The following is a 15,871-nucleotide window of genomic DNA, read 5'->3' as shown; positions in this document are numbered from 1 at the left end:
CCGCCCGCCCCCCCCCCCCCCCTCAGCTGGGCTGCCGCAGTGCCCTCGGCGCGCCCAGCGCTCGCGAAATTCCCCGCGCCGCCGCGCGCACCGCGGGCACCATCGACCGTGGGTCGGGCCCCGCGGCCGGGATCACGATCGAGATCGCCGCCACCACGGCGTCCTCGGGGCCGTACACCGGCGCCGCCACCGACAGGGACACCATCTCCACCTGCCGGTCGCTGATCACGTACCCGTCGCGGCGCACGTCGGCCAGTACGCGGCGCAGCTCGTCCGCCGAGGTGATCGTCTTCGGCGTGTACCGGCGCAGCGGCGCGGCCAGCACCTGCTCCTGCACCTCGGCCGGCGCGTGCGCCAGCAGCACCAGCCCGACCCCGGTCGCGTGCGCGGCCAGCCGCCCGCCGGGCCGGGGCACGATGCTCACCGCGTTCCGCCCGGAGATCCGCTCCACGTACACCACATCCGGCACGTCGAGCACCGCGAGCTGCACGTTCTCGTGCGTGGCCTCGTACAGGTCCTCGAGAAAGGGCATGGCGGCATCTCGGAGAACCAGCCCGCGCGGCGACAGCGACGCGACCTCCCACAGCCACAGCCCGACCCGGTACTGCCCGTCGTCCTGCCGTTCCAGTGCCCCGCGCCGCGCCAGCTCGCCGACGATCCGGTGCGTCGTCGACAGCGGCAGCCCGGTGCGGCGGCTCAGCTCGGACAACGTCAGCGCCGGGCGCTCCGGGGTGAACGCGGCCAGCACGTCCAGCACGCGGTCGACGACCGAGGGCGCCTGCGCCGATGTGTGCCGCATCAGCTCAGGCTAACGGCCCCACACCAGCTCGGCGGTCTCGACGATCCGCTCCAGCTTCGCCTTCTGCTCGTCCTGCGTGAGGTCGTTGCCCTCCTCGGTGGAGGAGAACCCGCACTGCCCGGACAGGCACAGCTGGTCGAGATCGACGTAGCGCGCCGCCTCGTCGATGCGCCGCCGCAGCGAGTCGACCGTCTCCAGCTCGCCGCGCTTGGTCGTGACCAGCCCGAGCACGACGTACTTGCCCTTCGGCACGAACCGCAGCGGCTCGAACCCGCCGGAGCGCTCGTCGTCGAACTCCAGGAAGTAGCCGTCGACCTCCAGCTCGTTGAACAACGCGTCGGCGACGAAGTCGTACCCGCCGGAGGCCACCCACGACGAGCGGAAGTTGCCGCGGCACAGGTGGGTCGTCACGGTCAGCCCCGCGGGGCGGCCGGCCAGCGCGGCGTTCATCGTCTTGATGTTGCGCACGTGCTGCTTGTCCGGGTCGCCGCCCATCTCGGCGACGAGCCGCCGCTGCGCCGGGTCGTTGAGGTAGGCCAGGCTGGTGTCGTCGAGCTGCAGGTAGGTGCAGCCCAGCTCGGCCATGCCGGCGATCTCCTTGGCGTAGGCCGCGGCGAGGTCGGTGTAGAACTCCTCGAGGTCGGGGTAGACCTGCTCGGAGACGGCGCGGCGGCCGCCCCGGTAGTAGATCATGCTGGGCGACGGGATGGTCTGCTTCGGCGTCTGCGCAGGATCCACAATGGACTTCAGGAACGCGAAGTGGTCGCCGAAGATCGTGCCGGACAGCCCGACCTTGCCGTCCACCTTCAGCCCGGCCGGGCTGAACTCGATGTCCCCGGCCGCGTTGTGGAACTTGACGTGCAGCTTCTCGTCGCTGCGGGAGATGCCGTCGAGGGCGTAGATGAAGTCCATGTGCCAGGAGGCGCGGCGGAACTCGCCGTCAGTGGCCGAGCGCAGCCCGACCTCGCGCTGCATCGCGACCACGTCGCGGATCGCGCTGTCCTCCACGGCCTTCAGGTCCTCGGCGCCGATGGCGCCCCGCGCGAAGTCCTCGCGGGCCCGGTGCAGTTCGTCGGGCCGCAGCAGGCTGCCCACGTGATCGGCGCGGAACGGCGGTGTCGTGCGCACAGTCATGCCCCGATCTTCGGGCACCGCATCACCGCGCACAACCCGCCTTCCGCCCCGCGGAAACCCGCCTCGACGACCGCGGGACGGAAGGTTCTCCGGATCAGGCCGGCGGGCCGAGCACGACGACCGAGTTGTGGCCGCCCATGCCGAGCGACGACTTGACGGTCAGGCCGTCACCGACCGGGACCCGGCCGGTGAGCAGCTGCGGGTGCCCCGGCGCCACCGCGGGCGGCGCCGGGATGTACCCGCGGTCGTAGCCGAGCGCGGCGACCGACACCTCGACCGCCGAGGCCGCGCCCTGGCAGTGCCCGACGAGCGGCTTGACCGAGTACACCCCGGTCGAGGCCCCGAACTCCTGCTCGAGGATGGTCGCCTCGGCGGTGTCGCACTGCTTGGTCCCCGGCCCGTGCGCGTTGAGGTAGCGCACCGCCGCCGCGGGCACCCCGGCGTTGGCCAGCGCGTCCCGGAAGCAGCCGCGGACCTGGCGCAGGTCCGGGTCGACCGAGGTCACGTGGTACCCGTCGTGGTTCATCGCCCCGCCCAGCGCGATCGCGTAGGGGCGAGTCGCGTTGCGGGACAGCACGAACGCGACCGCCGCCTCACCGACCAGGAAACCGCGGCTGCCCTCCTGGAACGGACGGCACGCCTCCAGCGGTTCGGTGTCGGTGACGGCCACGCCGAGCCGCACGAAGTGGCGCACGTTCTCCTGCGTCGCCGACACGTCGGTGGCGACGAACACGACGTCGTCCACGATCCCAGCGTCCAGCCACGCCTTCGCGGTGAGCAGCCCGGCGTTGCCGGAGGCGCACATGGCCGACACGTTCATCGCCGGTCCGTGGAACCCGTACTCCTGCATGAACGTCGACATCGGCGTCGACGGCATCAGCCCGAGGTACTCCCGCGGCCGCACGTCGCCTCCGCGGTCGAGGTAGAACTCCCGCCAGAGGTCCACCTCGCCGAGCACCACCGCGTGCAGCAGTCCGACCCGCTTCCCGGGCTGCCAGCCGCGCTCCCCCGCATCGGCTATCGCCTCCCGGGCAGCGGCCCGCATCGCCCGCGCGAACCGGCTCGGCCCGTCCACCGGGTTGCCGCCGTCGGCCACCTTCGCGACCCAGCCGGGTTCCTCCGGACTGGCCCCGTAACCGGCTTCCAGGCCGGCCGCCGGCTTGCCGGACGTCAGCCCATCCCACAGGTGTTCGCGGCCCCAGCCGTAGCCGGTGACGGCACCGATGCCGCAGATCGCCATTTCCCGCGAGTCCATCGCACTCGCCCCTCCTTCGTCATTGCCTCTACGATCCGTCCCGAGGGACGGACTCATGCCAAGCCAACGTCGGCCGGCCGGAAGGGCATAACCGAGCGAAGTCCGCCACCGGAGATTGGTGCGGACGGACTACGGGAAACCGGCCGAATGGTGTAATCGAACAGCAGAAGATGCTCGGCGGATCGGACGGAAGATGGAGCCAAACGCCAACCACGGGGTGGGCGTCCCTGGCCTGTCCGTCGATCACGAACAGGTGATCGACTTGGCGTTGTCCGCCGATCGAGCGGTGATCTGGTCGTTCGCGTTCGAGGGTGACGTGCTCGCCTGGCGGCCCGGTCTGGACCGGCTGCTCGCGCTGCCCGGGGCACCCGAGAGCGACGTCCGCAAGACGCTGGCCGAGCTGGTCGAGCCGCTGCTCGTGGCCGCCCGCACCGCGCCGGTGTGGCACGACCTGGAGCTGGAGCAGCCCTACCGCACCCCGGCGGGCGACGCGCGCTGGATCCGGTTCCACGCCCGCACGTTCGAGGGCGGCCTGCTCGGCATCGCCACGGACGTCACCGACCGGCACGAGGACCGGCGCGAGCTGGCCGACCTCGCCGACCGCTACCGGCTGCTCGTCGAGCTGAGCCCGGACGGGATCGTGGTGCACCAGTACGGCGTGCTGACCTACGCCAACCCGGCCGGTCTCGGGTTCGTCGGCGCCAAGTCCGTCTCCGAGGTGCTCGGTCGCCCGATCACCGACTTCGTCGATCCGCCGTCGGTGCCGTCGATGCTGCGCCGGATCGCCGGGCTGAACGAGCCGGGCGCCACGTCGGAGCCGGCGGAGGCGGTGCTGACCAGGCTGGACGGCGGCCAGGTCACGATCGAGTCGGTGTCGGTACGCACGACCTGGGAGGGCAAGCCGGCCTTCCAGGTGATCATGCGTGACGTCAGCGCGCAGAAGGCCGCCGAGGCCGCGCTGCGCTTCCAGGCCGCGCTCGTGCAGCACGTCAGCGACGCGATCATCGCCACCGACGCGCGGGGCCGGGTGACCAGCTGGAACCCGGCCGCCGAGACGATCTACGGCTGGCGGGCCGCCGACGCGCTGGGCCAGGAGGTCGGCCGGCTGGTCGGCGCACCGCTCGACCCGGGCGACGTGCTCGCCCACGGCGGCGTCGCGCAGGCCACCCACCGCGCCGCGGACGGCTCGGCGCTCGCGGTGCGGGTGTCGGCGGCCGAGATGGACGACGGCTACGTGCTGGTGTGCGCGGACGAGACCGCCCGGCGCCGCGCGGAACGCCAGTTCAGCACGGTCGTCGCGGCGCTGGACGAGGGTGTGCTGGTGATCGGCCCGCACGGCCGGGTGATCTCGGCGAACCCCGCGGCCGAGCACATCCTCGGCGCCACCGAGGCGGAGCTGATGGCCACGCCGCCGGACAACTGGCCGCTCTACGACGAGGACGGGCGGCGGCTCGACCCCTCGGAATACCCGTCGGAGCAGCTGCGCCGGGGCGGCGAGCCGCAGCAGGGCCGGGTGTTGCGGGCCAAGCGCGCGGACGGCCGGATCGTGTGGCTGTCGTTGTCGTGCCGGGCGATGAACCCGGAGGACATGCCGTCCTCGGCGTACGTGCTGTCGTTCACCGACATCACCGAGCGCAAGGCGATCGGCGAGCGGCTCGCGCACGACGCCACCCACGACCCGCTGACCGGCCTGGCCAACCGCACGCTCGTGTTGCAGCGGCTCAACACGGCGCTGCACGAGGAGGGCTACGGCGCCACCGCGGTGCTGTTCATCGACCTGGACAAGTTCAAGGTCATCAACGACTCGCTGGGTCACACGGTCGGCGACCGGGTGCTGCAGATCGCCGGTGAGCGGCTGCGGCACGCGGTGCGCGCCGGGGATGTGGTGGGCCGGCTCGGCGGCGACGAGTTCGTGGTGATCGCGTTCGGCGTGCACGACGAGTCCGGGGTGCGGGCGCTGACCAACCACATCCGGGACGCGGTGACCACGCCGATCTCGGTCGACGGGCGCCGTTTGCACGTCGACGCGAGCATCGGGATCGTGCTGACCGGCCCCGGCGACCAGCGCGACGCCGACGAGCTGCTGCGCGACGCGGACGTGGCGATGTACCACGCGAAGACGCTCGGCCGCGGCCGCTACGAGTTCTTCGACGTCGAGCTGCGGATGCGGATGCAGCGGCGCCTGCGGCTGGAGCAGGACCTGCGCGACGCCGTCCGGCACGGCCGGCTGTGGGCCGCCTACCAGCCGGTGGTCGACCTGCGCACGGACGAGATGGTCGCGGTCGAGGGCCTGCTGCGCTGGACGCACCCGGTGCACGGGCCGATCTCGCCCGCCGAGTTCATCCCGCTGGCCGAGGAGAGCGACCTGATCAACCTGCTCGGCTCGCACATCCTGCGGGAGACCACGCGCGAGGTCGCCGGGCGGCGCGCGCAGGGCGCCGCGGTCGGGCTGAAGATCAACCTGTCCACCCGCCAGCTCGACGACCCGGCGCTGGTCCTGGCCGTCGAGGAGGCGCTGGCGGTGACCGGGCTGCCCGCGGAGGCGCTGTGCCTGGAGATCACCGAAAGCGCGCTGATGCGGGATTCGACGGTGACCAGCAAGACGCTCGCCGCCCTGCGGGAGCTCGGGGTGTGCCTGGCGATCGACGACTTCGGCACCGGGTACTCGTCGCTCGCCCAGCTGCAGCGGCTGACGCTCGACACGTTGAAGATCGACCGGTCCTTCATCACCCGGCTGGGCGAAACCGGCGACGCCGAGGTGATCGTCACGAGCATCATCGCGATGGCCCACGCGGTGCACCTGACCGTCGTCGCCGAGGGCGTGGAGAACGCCAAGCAGCTGGAGATCCTCAAGCGGCTCGGCTGCGACCAGGCGCAGGGCTACTACCTGGGCAGGCCGCTGCCGGCCGCGGAGCTGTGGTCCTGATCCTCGGCCCGGCTGCCGCGGAAGGTGTAGCGGTAGCCGCTCGGTGAGACGCCGAGCGCGGCCTGCAGGTGCTGGCGCAGTGATCCGGCGCTGCCGAACCCGGCGTCCTCGGCGACCCGGTCGATCGGCAGGTCGGTCTCTTCGAGCAGCTGGCGGGCGCGCTCGACGCGCTGCTGCGTGAGCCACTGCCCGGGCGAGAGGCCGACCTCCTCGCGGAAGCGGCGGGTGAAGGTGCGCACGCTCATCGACTCGCGGGCGGCGAGCTGGCGCAGCGTCAGCGGGCGGTGCAGGTTCTCCAGCGCCCACGCCCGGGCCTTACCGGTCGAGGACACCGTCGGCTGGGGCACCGGCCGCGGGATGTACTGGGCCTGACCGCCCTCGCGGTGCGGGGCGACGATCGTGCCGCGCGCGACCTCGTTGGCCACCGCGGCGCCGTGGTCGCGGCGGATCATGTGCAGGCACAGGTCGATGCCGGACGCGACACCCGCCGAGGTCAGGATGTTGCCGGATTCGGTGTAGAGGACGTTCGGGTCGACCTGCACGCGCGGGTACAGCGTGCGCAGGTCGTCGGCGGACTGCCAGTGCGTGGTGGCGGGGCGGCCGTCCAGCAGCCCGGCGGCGGCGAGCACGAACGCGCCGCTGCAGATCGAGGCGATGCGCGTGCCCGGCGGGATCGCGGCGAACGCGTCGGCGAGCGGGCCCTGCAGCGGGCCGCCGGGCTGCGGGCCGTAGTCCTCGTCGGAGGAGGACACGACGATCGTGTCGGCCTCGGCGAGGCCCTCCAGGCCGTGCTCGACGTTGACCGTGAAGTCGGTGTCGGTGCGCACCACGCCGGGGCGGAGGGTGCAGGTGCGCACCTCGTACAGCGGTTCGCCGTCGGTCATGGCCTGCCCGAACAGGCGGTGCACGATCCCGACCTCGATCGGCAGCAGACCGTCGCGGACCAGCACGGCGACCCGGTGCCGACCGTCGTTGGCGAAAACCGTCATGGCCCGATCCTGTCACATACTGACCATCGGGCCACTCGTCGGCGCGTTCTCGTGAGCGGAGCCTGGATGCCATGAACGTGTTGTGGATCTTCGCCCACCCCGAGGGACGCTCGCTCAACGCCGCACTGCGCGACGAGGGCCTGAAGGCGCTGGAGGAGTTCGGCCACTCCTACCGGGTGTCGGACCTGTACGCGATGAAGTGGAACCCGGTGGTCGACTACGAGGACTTCGCCCACGACCCGCGCGAGCGGATGCTGGTCGCGGCGGCGTCGCAGGAGGCGTACGAGTCCGGCCGCCTGCCCGCCGACATCCAGGCGGAGCAGGAGAAACTCGACTGGGCGGACGCGATCGTGGTGCAGTTCCCGATGTGGTGGTACGGGTTGCCGGCGATCCTCAAGGGCTGGTTCGACCGGGTCTTCGTGAAGGGCCTCGGCTACGGGATCGCCGCCCCGGACGGCACGGTGCTGCGGTACGGCGACGGCAAGCTCACCGGCAAACGGGCGATGGCGGTGACGACGATCGGCGCGCGGCCGTCCAGCATCGGGCCGCGCGGTGTCCACGGCGAACTCAACGATCTGCTGTTCCCCCTGCACCACGGCACGTTCTGGTACACCGGCATCGCGCCGCTGCCGCCGTTCGCCGTGCTGGGCGCCGACCGCCTGGACGAGGCGGGGTACGCCGCGGCGGTCGAGGGGCTGCGGGACCGGCTCCGCACGCTGGAGACGGCGGAGCCGATCCCGTTCCGCTACCAGAACCGCGGCGAGTACGACGAGAACCTGGTGCTACGCGCCGATCTCGCTCCGGGCCGGACGGACCTGGCCGTACACCTGCAGGACTGACACGACCATCAGCAGCGCGCTGACCACGACCGGCGACCGGAACCCGAATCCCGCGTCGAGCGCGAGCCCGCCCAGCGCCGGGCCGAGCGTGTTGCCGACGTTGAACGCGGCCGTGGTGAAGCCGCCGGCCAGCGCGTTGCCCGGGGCCTGGTAGAACACGCGCGCGGTGAGCGCCGGCGCGAGCCCGAAGGCCAGCATCCCCTGCAGGAACACGAGAACGAGCGTGACGACCGGGCTGGACGCGCTCAGCGCGAGCGCGATCCAGCCGGCGGTCAGTGCGGCCGTGCCGGTCAGCAGGACGGCGCGGGGCCGGGCGTCGGCGACGCGGCCGCCGAACACGATCCCGGCGCACGCGCCGACGCCGAACAGCACGAGCGTGACAGGCACCCACGCCTCGGACAGCCCGGCCACCTCGGTGACCAGCGGCGCGAGGTAGGTGAACGTGCAGAAGGTCGCGCCCTGGACGAGGGCGTTGGTGAGGTAGGTGAGCAGCAGCGGACGACGCAGCAGCGGCCGGACCGCGGTCGCCTCGGTGTCCGGTTTGGACACCGGGATGGTGCGCACGACCGCGACCGTGGCCGCGACGGCGAGGGCGGCCACGGCCCAGAACGCGGAGCGCCAGCCCCACGCCTGGCCGAGCACCGCGCCGCCGGGAACGCCCGCGACGCAGGCCAGCGTCACCCCGCCCATCACGACGGACATCGCGCGGCCCTTGGCATCCGGTGCGACGAGCGCGACGGCGACGGTGGTGGCCAGCGCCCAGAACCCGGCGTTGGCCAGTGCCGCCGCGATCCGCGTGGCGAGCAGGACGGCGTAGCTGCCGGTGAGCGCGCCGAGCACGTGCGCGGCGGCGAACACGACGAGGAACGCGGTGACGGCCCGGCGCTGCGGCCAGCGCCGGGCGAGGATGGCGAGCAGCGGCGCGCCGACGATCATCCCGACCGCGAAGGCCGAGGTCAGGTAGCCGGCGGCGGCGATCGAGACGTGCAGATCGGTGGCGATGTCCGGAACCAGGCCGGACAGCATGAATTCCGAGGTGCTCTGGGCGAAGACGGCGAGCCCGAGCAGGTAGACGGCAAAGGGCATGGCAAAGCTCCCGAGTCGGAGAAACAGGGGTCAGCGGGTGATCCGCTGGCCTCTGTCCGACTCGGGGCTGTTCACGCTGGGCAGCCTAGCGGGCGCGGCCGGGGCGATCGACTCATTTTCCGTCGAAGCGGCGCAGGTCGTCGATCTCCGCGGTGAGATCGGGCAGCGGTTCGAAGGGCTGGACCTCGACGCGGCCGGCAGCTCGGGTCCAGGTGCCGGCGACCCGGCCATCGACGAGGACCGCCGCCCGGATGATGCCGCCGCCGGGGTGGACGAGCTTGCGGTGTTCCGGGGCGACGGCGTGGTCCCGCGTGCGCCAGCCGAGGAGGTACTCGTCGAAGGCGGGGATCAGGCGGACGGTGGGGCCGACGTCTCTGGTGTCCACTGTGGTGGGTCGCCACGCGCGTTTCAGGTGGCGCACCGGGAGTCCGGACCAGGCGGCGAGGTCCGCGGGCTCGGCCGGTTCGTGGGCGGCGCGGTATCGGGCGACGAGCCGGTCGAGGGCGGTGTCGCCGGGTTCGGTCGGCAGGGGTGCGCCCAGCCAGTCTCCGGCGTGGACGTAGGTGGGCTTGCCCCGGCGCTCCGGCCCGAGCACGACGAGCCCGCGCGCCGCGGCGAGCATCGCCAGGTGGACGGTCGCCTGCCCTTCGGTTCCCGTTCGCTCGCCGAGCTCGGCTTTGGCGAGCGGGCCCTGGCCGTCGAGGGCCGCGGCTGCTCTCGAGCCGTCGGGGTTGTCGACGCCCAGTTCCTCGAGCCGGCGCAGCGAGTTCGCCGGGTTCGGTTTGACCAGCAGGTACAGCCAGGGCAGGTCGTCGCGGGCGATGAGGTGGAGGGTGCCGCGCGGCCCCCAGCAGCGGACGAGCGTCCGGTCGTGGCGGGCGGTGTCGACTTCGGCGGCGGTCAGGCCGGGCACCCGCGCCCGCAGCGCCAGGGGGAAGGCGGCCGGTTCCTGCGCCTGCACGGCGAGCAGGTGACGGACGGCGCCGACGAGCGTGGTCCCGGCCGTGCGGTCCAGGAGCTGGGCCGCGACCCGGCGGCGCCGTACGTCCATGCCGGCAGGCTACCGGCGCCGGCGGTCGGCGTTGTCGAACTTCCGGACGGCGAACGCGTACGCCTCGTCGAGCAGTTTCCGGGCTTCCGGCCAGGTCCGGTCCGGGTTGATGACGCAGACCCAGTGCTGGCCCCCGTACACGGGGTGCGGGAAGAGGACGTCCAGGGCGGTGACGTCGTAGTCCCCCGGCGGCACGGCTTCGGCGAACCGGTCCCGCGTGAGGCCGATGTTGAGGCGGAAGACCCCGGGCCGGTCCAGGTTGGACGTGTTGTCGAACTCGGTGTCCGAGGTGACGATCGTCGCCCAGGGCATCTGACGCTGCGGCGGAAGATCCCCGCGGGGGTCGTAGATGGCGAAGATGTCCCCGTTCGCCTCGGCGATCCGGGTGCCGTCGAAGGCGGCCAGTTCCTGTCGAATGTGCTCGATATCCACCGCGCCAAACAAGCACAATACTGATGATCAATGTGCGGCACAAGTGATGAGTGTCACTACTCCTCCACCCACACGAGGAGGTTCCCCCAGGCGAGTTAATCACGCAAGATGACCGATATGTCCGAAAGAAGACGCCGAGTCATCTCGCTCGCGCGGGCCGCGTGGCACCGCGGGCTCGCCGGCATCGGCCTGACGCAGTCCGAACGCCGCCTCGCCGCCGACGCGCAGCTGTTCTGGACCGACCGCGCCGACCGGGGCTGGAAGGACAACTCGCACTGGGCGGACGCCCCGGTGTTCGGCGAGAAGGTGCCGTGGCAGGAGATCGGCCGCCGGCACCTGGACATGTTCCGCCGGGGCGCGCGGATGGCCGGCTTCGACCGCCCGTGGGAGCGGGTGGTGGAGTGGGGTTGCGGCGGCGGCGCGAACGCGGTGCACTTCGCGCCGCACGCACGGGAGTTCATCGGGGTCGACATCTCGACCGAGAGCCTGCTGGAGTGCGAGAAGCAGGTGAAGTCGGTGTGCGACACCCCGTTCCGCGCCGTGGCGATCGACGTCCCGCGGCCGGAGTCGGTGCTGCGGGAGGTCCCCGAGCCCTGCGACGTGTTCCTTTGTCTCTATGTCTTCGAGGTGCTGCCAACGCCGGAGTACGGCGAACGCATCCTGCGGCTCGCGCACCGCATGCTGTCGCCCGGCGGTCTGGCCCTGATCCAGATCAAGTACGACGAGGGCCGGTGGGTGACCCGCCCGCGGCGACGTTCCTACCGGACGGGCCCGTCACAGATGACGACCTACGCGATCCCCGAGTTCTGGCAGCTGGCCGCGCGGGTGGGTTTCCGCCCGGAGGCGATCGAACTGGTCCCGGAGAACGAACTCGACAAGCGCTACGCGTACTACTTCCTGAGCAAGCCGGCCTGAGCGGGTGCGGCCGGCCCTCAGACAGCGAAGCCGGAAATCCGTTCCGGAATCACCCGGACGATCAACCGGAGGACATCGTCCGACTCGGGAGGCGGGTCCTCGCCGAGGTACTTCTGCGAGAGCTGCCGTGGAAGCGCTTTCTCCGGGCGGGTCCTCGATCAGTTCGACGGTGCCACGGATGTCCACCGAGTGGTACGGGTTTCCGGTGTCGTAGACGGTGAGGCTGATCCGCGGGTCCCGGGTGAGGTTGCGGGCCTTCTGCCGCCCTGCCGTGGTGGAGAACAGCACCGCGTCTCCGTCCCGGGCGATCCAGACCACCGAGGTCTGCGGCCCGCCGTCCGGGTTCAGCGTCGCGACGGTGGCGAAGTTCCTCCCGTCCAGAAGCTTGCGGATCTCCTCGTTGAACGCCACCGACATGACCTCACCCTTCCGCTCGCTGCTTGCGTATCAACGGATGCGGAGGCCGAGTTCTTCCCGGCTCCAGCTACGCGGCCAGGCCCTGACGAACCGACCGCAGAGTGTGCGCGGGCACCACCACGCTCACCTGTTCGGGGCGGGCGCGTGTCGAACAGCCGGGCCCGCCCCGATGTGGCGATCCGGATCAGGTCGTCGGCGGGGGCGTGAAGGTGGCGGGCGGCGGTGTCTCATCCGGAGTCACGCCCATCGACAGCGACGCCCGGAAGCCGTGGCTGAGATCTGGTCCGAGGGGCTGTACCCGCAGCGTGCTCTGCGCACCACCCTGCTGCTGGTACAGGAAATCGGTCTCGTTCGTCACGCGCTCCGGTGCACCGGGCCGATCCGAGTAGGGCATGGTCGCAACGACCCGCGCGTTGAGCTCCTCCGGCAGGTACAGCTGACCGGTGTGGACTCGCTTGTCGCCCACGTGCACCAGCACGTGCATGTGGATCGCCCGGCCGAAGTAGTAGCCGGGGTAGATCGTCCGGAACGTGACCTCGCCGTCGGCGCGGCTGATCTGCGTCCCGCGCAGGAACGTCGAGGGATCGGTCGGATCGATGTGCGGATCGGGCATCGGCGCGACGTTCGGGTCGAGGTCGAGGTGTCCGGAGTAGTAGCCGAGGGCATCGCAGTGCCAGATGTCCACGACAGCGCCCGGCAGCGGGGCGCAGGATTTCGCGTCGACGACCCTGAGGTTCAGTTCGACCGGCACACCCTGCCGGTCCTCACGGATGTCGCTGCGAATGAGCTTGCGGTCGATGTAGTACGGGCCCTCGATGGCCTCGGGCGCCAACACGCAGTTCGGCGGGGTCGCGTTCGAGACAGGGCTGGCCTGTGCTGCTCCGGAAGCTGCCTCGTCGGCCGGAGCGCACGCCGCCACACCCAACCCCGCCACGCCGAGACCGACTGCGGTGAGCAGGGTCCTGCGGGAGGTTCCGTGGCTGGCTGATTCCGGTGAAGGTGTTCGCTGGTCATCCACGACGGCTCAATGTAGGCATGAATGATCCACGCCGTTCCCGTGCTGGACCACAAATTCGTCGAATCGGCTGATGCTAGGGCTGGTACCAGGTGGACGCTTTGCGGGTACGCGACGAGCTCTGCAGCATCCGCTCCAGGGCCATGCCGAGCGGTGTTCCGGCGGCGAGCGGGCCGATGTGCCGTTCGACGAGCGTGAGCCAGAATTCCGCGCTGGGCGCGAAGTGCAGGTGCAGGGCGCGGCTGTGCTCCTGGACCCGGCGGATCGCCTCGATCTTGCGCGTCCCGAGACCGTGGCAGATCAGGTGGATTTCCTGCCGGACGGGAACCCGATGCTGCACGGTCCGCAGGAACCGGACCAGTTCGCCCGCGTCCGGTGCTCCGATCCGCTGCGACAGCAGTCTGGCCAAGCGGCCGCGCATCGCCATTCCCCGGGTCGCCGCTGCCTGTTTGGTGCGCGCGTCGGCCTCGGGCCCTCGGTCCGGGTCCGCGGCCAGAACCATGACCGCCTCCGGGGGCGCGATGTACAGCGCGCTCCACGCCGCATCGTCGGAGCGCTGCTCCTCGCGGACGCGGCCGGTGTTGGGAGTGATACCGAGCCGCTGCCAGATGCGCACCACCGACGAGGGCGAGATCCCGACCCGCTGGGCCATGTCGCGCTTGGTCCAGCGACTCCGTTCGGTGGCGGTTCGGTGAACGTCGCGTCCACGACGGCCTGCACCTGTTCCTCGGCGATCGTGCGGGGTGCGCCGGAGCGCGGCCGGTCCTTCAGCGCGGGGAGCCGGCCTTCGCGAAACCTCGCCCGCCACTTGCCGACGACCTGGGCGGAGACGCCGAACTCGCGTGCGATGTCCACGTTCGTCCGGCCTTCTTCACAGGCGAGCACGATCTTGCAGCGCAGCACGACCGCTTGGGACGTGGAGGGGAGGCCGATCCAGCGCGTCAGAGCCTGACGCTCCGCCTCGGTCAGCGCGAGTTCGGATGTCGAGTCGGACCTGCCCATCGCCGGTTCATCGTAACGAACTTCCGGTCCACCACTCGCGGCTGGTCGTGGGCGGTCCGCGCCAGCGGCGGAAGCGTCCGCCGCTGAGATCAAGGCGGCGCGCAAGCGCGCCGCGTGGGGCCGTCCGGCCTGCCGCTCCGCTCCGCTCCGGCCGACGGCCCCTGCTACACGCCCGCGAGCGCCTTCGATACAACTTCCTTGAGCGCGTTCTCATCGTGATAGAAGGCGACCTGTCCCACGCGCCCAAGCTCCTGCCTCACCGTGGCATCCCACTCACGGCCACCATCCGCGACCACCGCCAACTTGCGCTCGCGCTCTACCGCCCCGAGGCTGAACAGGAAGTGGCAATGCTCAATCGACTTTTCACGGCTCGCACGGTCACTACCTCCGACGGCTTGGAGGTAGAAACGCGACTCGGCTGCCTCTCCAACGGCTGCAGTAACTTGTCGTGTCCGCCCGGAGGTCAGTCGAAGCGCTGCGTTCGGTGTCACCGTCGCGCGGCCGCCCACGATCTCGGTCACTCGCCGGACCACTTGGTCGCTGAAACGGCCGCGGCGTGGTTCAGATGCCATCCACCGGAGCTGGTCGACCCGCAGTGACGCTTCGGCGACATCGAGGATCGCTCTGCCTATGTCGCTCGGCTTCGCGAACGCTGAGATGACGCCGTCCTCGCCAACCAGCTCACGCTTACGCACGCTCGCAACTGACCGGTTCCAGGCTTCGTCAACCTTCGAAGCGTCCAGGTTCAAGCCCGCCATGTGAAGCCGCATCAGCGACATGCCGCGATCACTGACACGGACGCCGTTCTCGTACTCCTCAACGAAGACAGACACGCGGTCGTCGTCGTAGTAGTGAAGGGGGAGCGTTACGAGCTCACCGTGTCCGTACGGCGTGGTCAGTATGTCGTCATTGAACGCCGACATGATCGCCGAGCGAGTCGCTCTGCTGTTCATCGGGCCACCCCCTTTCGCTCTGTCCAGTATCCCTCGGGAAGCGTCACCCAGCACTCTGCAGCGAACGCTTCAAACACCCGTCTGTACGTACCCGGCGCTACGGTCGGGCCGAACGGCACGTCCGGGATGTCGTCCGGGATGTAAGCATCGTCCTTGCCGGTTTCAGGGACGTAACGATGCTTGTGCGTCCGTCTCGGCCACGGGCGGTGGACGTCGTTCACGTCCAAGCGACGTATCGGCACGTCGTTGACCAAGTATTGGCAGCGCGGTTCCGAGGGCGCAAGGTCGTTCACCACGACCTGCAACTTGCCCAACTCGCAACCCTGCACTCGAGTCTGGACCTGGATCTGGCCGGTGTGCAGGAACGATCGCTTGCTGTCCCAGGTCAGGGCACCGACTGCGGTGGCCTCGGCCAGGTGAGAAAGCAACGTATCGAGAACTTGGGCACTAACAGCGTTCGGTCGGTGCTGCCCCACTTGCCCTCCAACTCACCGCGCGCTACACGAACGTATCTGCACGGAGCGTTAGAACGTTAGCCGCCATTGGGTGACCATCGGGCAGATCGTTCATCACTAAGGGCATCCGGGGCTCCGCCCCCGACCCCGGCACCGCTTCGGAGATCAGCCGAACGGACCAGTCCGGTGATCTCCTCGCAGCGCGCCCGAGGGCAGCCAGCCCGGCCGGCACCGGTCAAGGGCGCTTCGCGGCCTCCGGCAGACCCTTGACCGGCACCACCCGGCCTGGCAGGGGTGAACCCGCGCCGCGAGGAGATCACCTCAGCTCGGAGGCGTGGAGGGGAGAAGGGCCGTGCCCCCTGCGTGCCCCAAGGGGCGGCAATCCGGGGTCAACCAAGGTCAACGCCGGGCAGAGCCGCAGGAGATCGCAGACATGAAAAAACCGCCCCGACCTGCATCGGAGCGGTTCATCGACCGTGGCCAGGGCCGGGGTCGAACCGGCGACCTTCCGCTTTTCAGCTCTCGGGAAGCCTGTTCGTCGAGGTCCGAACACCGTCGTGACCTTGTACGATACCGGGCTAGCCGACTCCGTGAACGTCTGTG

14 protein-coding genes and 2 pseudogenes are annotated in these 15,871 nt (G+C 70.7%); 3 read left to right on the top strand and 13 right to left on the bottom strand.

The genetic code is table 11. The annotated features are described in order from the left end of the window. Positions 1–22: 22 nt before the first annotated feature. The 3 genes from D0D15_RS32680 to D0D15_RS32670 form a co-directional block, all read right to left on the bottom strand. Positions 23–799, bottom strand: coding sequence for an IclR family transcriptional regulator (locus D0D15_RS32680; RefSeq protein WP_115945001.1), 777 nt, complete (start codon positions 797–799; stop codon positions 23–25). 9 nt (positions 800–808) lie between these two features. Further along, positions 809–1,933: a 5-methyltetrahydropteroyltriglutamate--homocysteine S-methyltransferase gene (locus D0D15_RS32675; protein WP_094006341.1), complete on the bottom strand. Its 1,125-nt coding sequence runs from the start codon at positions 1,931–1,933 to the stop codon at positions 809–811. 94 nt (positions 1,934–2,027) lie between these two features. Next, on the bottom strand, positions 2,028–3,188 hold the full coding sequence (locus D0D15_RS32670; RefSeq protein WP_167481604.1) for a beta-ketoacyl synthase N-terminal-like domain-containing protein: 1,161 nt from the start codon (positions 3,186–3,188) through the stop codon (positions 2,028–2,030). Between the two features lie 193 nt (positions 3,189–3,381). Here D0D15_RS32670 and D0D15_RS32665 point away from each other — a divergent pair, with 193 nt between their 5' ends. Further along, positions 3,382–6,114 (top strand): sensor domain-containing protein, encoded by a 2,733-nt coding sequence (locus D0D15_RS32665; protein ID WP_094006342.1) that lies wholly within the window; start codon positions 3,382–3,384, stop codon positions 6,112–6,114. On the opposite strand, the gene D0D15_RS32660 is transcribed toward D0D15_RS32665, so the two are convergent. Continuing rightward, positions 6,072–7,103 carry a GlxA family transcriptional regulator gene (locus D0D15_RS32660; RefSeq protein ID WP_094006343.1) on the bottom strand — a complete coding sequence of 344 codons (1,032 nt, stop codon included), beginning with the start codon at positions 7,101–7,103 and terminating at the stop codon, positions 6,072–6,074. The two genes, D0D15_RS32665 and D0D15_RS32660, sit on opposite strands and share 43 nt — an antisense overlap. 71 nt (positions 7,104–7,174) lie before the next feature. Here D0D15_RS32660 and D0D15_RS32655 point away from each other — a divergent pair, with 71 nt between their 5' ends. After that, positions 7,175–7,942 (top strand): NAD(P)H-dependent oxidoreductase, encoded by a 768-nt coding sequence (locus tag D0D15_RS32655; protein ID WP_115945000.1) that lies wholly within the window; start codon positions 7,175–7,177, stop codon positions 7,940–7,942. Here D0D15_RS32655 and D0D15_RS32650 read toward each other — a convergent pair. The 3 genes from D0D15_RS32650 to D0D15_RS32640 form a co-directional block, all read right to left on the bottom strand. Further along, on the bottom strand, positions 7,886–9,028 hold the full coding sequence (locus D0D15_RS32650) for a Cmx/CmrA family chloramphenicol efflux MFS transporter (RefSeq protein WP_094006344.1): 1,143 nt from the start codon (positions 9,026–9,028) through the stop codon (positions 7,886–7,888). The two genes, D0D15_RS32655 and D0D15_RS32650, sit on opposite strands and share 57 nt — an antisense overlap. A 112-nt stretch (positions 9,029–9,140) precedes the next feature. Beyond that, on the bottom strand, positions 9,141–10,079 hold the full coding sequence (locus D0D15_RS32645) for a winged helix DNA-binding domain-containing protein (protein ID WP_094006345.1): 939 nt from the start codon (positions 10,077–10,079) through the stop codon (positions 9,141–9,143). Positions 10,080–10,088: 9 nt separating this feature from the next. Beyond that, positions 10,089–10,511 carry a DUF6194 family protein gene (locus D0D15_RS32640; protein ID WP_094006346.1) on the bottom strand — a complete coding sequence of 141 codons (423 nt, stop codon included), beginning with the start codon at positions 10,509–10,511 and terminating at the stop codon, positions 10,089–10,091. Positions 10,512–10,619: 108 nt separating this feature from the next. Between D0D15_RS32640 and D0D15_RS32635 the strand changes: the two genes are divergently transcribed. Next, a complete protein-coding gene (locus tag D0D15_RS32635) occupies positions 10,620–11,426 on the top strand; it encodes a class I SAM-dependent methyltransferase (protein WP_233157331.1) in 807 nt (268 codons plus the stop codon). A gap of 162 nt (positions 11,427–11,588) precedes the next feature. Here D0D15_RS32635 and D0D15_RS37420 read toward each other — a convergent pair. The 6 genes and pseudogenes from D0D15_RS37420 to D0D15_RS32605 form a co-directional block, all read right to left on the bottom strand. After that, positions 11,589–11,843, bottom strand: a pseudogene (locus D0D15_RS37420) (PPOX class F420-dependent oxidoreductase); the annotation flags it as partial. 184 nt (positions 11,844–12,027) lie between these two features. Beyond that, the gene (locus D0D15_RS32625) at positions 12,028–12,861 is read right to left on the bottom strand and encodes an intradiol ring-cleavage dioxygenase (RefSeq protein WP_094006348.1); all 834 of its coding nucleotides are present in this window, start codon (positions 12,859–12,861) and stop codon (positions 12,028–12,030) included. Between the two features lie 73 nt (positions 12,862–12,934). Next, positions 12,935–13,474: a hypothetical protein gene (locus D0D15_RS37415; protein WP_233157332.1), complete on the bottom strand. Its 540-nt coding sequence runs from the start codon at positions 13,472–13,474 to the stop codon at positions 12,935–12,937. Positions 13,475–13,518: 44 nt separating this feature from the next. Further along, positions 13,519–13,860 (bottom strand): annotated as a pseudogene (locus tag D0D15_RS37955) (helix-turn-helix domain-containing protein); the annotation flags it as partial. 164 nt (positions 13,861–14,024) lie between these two features. Beyond that, positions 14,025–14,813, bottom strand: a complete 789-nt coding sequence (locus tag D0D15_RS32610; RefSeq protein WP_094006351.1) for a DUF1828 domain-containing protein — start codon at positions 14,811–14,813, stop codon at positions 14,025–14,027. Next, a complete protein-coding gene (locus D0D15_RS32605; RefSeq protein ID WP_143266207.1) occupies positions 14,810–15,289 on the bottom strand; it encodes a hypothetical protein in 480 nt (159 codons plus the stop codon). The genes D0D15_RS32610 and D0D15_RS32605 overlap by 4 nt, the downstream gene beginning before the upstream one ends. Between the last annotated feature and the right edge of the window lie 582 nt (positions 15,290–15,871).

Origin of the sequence: Amycolatopsis thermalba, from assembly GCF_003385215.1 — a bacterium.
GTDB lineage: Bacteria > Actinomycetota > Actinomycetes > Mycobacteriales > Pseudonocardiaceae > Amycolatopsis_E > Amycolatopsis_E thermalba.
This window is presented reverse-complemented; position numbering and strand designations above follow the sequence as displayed.

Bases quoted from the DNA above. Each gene is read 5' to 3' on its own strand.
- D0D15_RS32680 (WP_115945001.1), bottom strand. From the start codon at position 799: ATGCGGCACACATCGGCGCAGGCGCCCTCGGTCGTCGACCGCGTGCTG.
- D0D15_RS32675 (WP_094006341.1), bottom strand. From the start codon at position 1,933: ATGACTGTGCGCACGACACCGCCGTTCCGCGCCGATCACGTGGGCAGC.
- D0D15_RS32670 (WP_167481604.1), bottom strand. From the start codon at position 3,188: ATGGACTCGCGGGAAATGGCGATCTGCGGCATCGGTGCCGTCACCGGC.
- D0D15_RS32665 (WP_094006342.1), top strand. From the start codon at position 3,382: ATGGAGCCAAACGCCAACCACGGGGTGGGCGTCCCTGGCCTGTCCGTC.
- D0D15_RS32660 (WP_094006343.1), bottom strand. From the start codon at position 7,103: ATGACGGTTTTCGCCAACGACGGTCGGCACCGGGTCGCCGTGCTGGTC.
- D0D15_RS32655 (WP_115945000.1), top strand. From the start codon at position 7,175: ATGAACGTGTTGTGGATCTTCGCCCACCCCGAGGGACGCTCGCTCAAC.
- D0D15_RS32650 (WP_094006344.1), bottom strand. From the start codon at position 9,028: ATGCCCTTTGCCGTCTACCTGCTCGGGCTCGCCGTCTTCGCCCAGAGC.
- D0D15_RS32645 (WP_094006345.1), bottom strand. From the start codon at position 10,079: ATGGACGTACGGCGCCGCCGGGTCGCGGCCCAGCTCCTGGACCGCACG.
- D0D15_RS32635 (WP_233157331.1), top strand. From the start codon at position 10,620: ATGACCGATATGTCCGAAAGAAGACGCCGAGTCATCTCGCTCGCGCGG.
- D0D15_RS32610 (WP_094006351.1), bottom strand. From the start codon at position 14,813: ATGAACAGCAGAGCGACTCGCTCGGCGATCATGTCGGCGTTCAATGAC.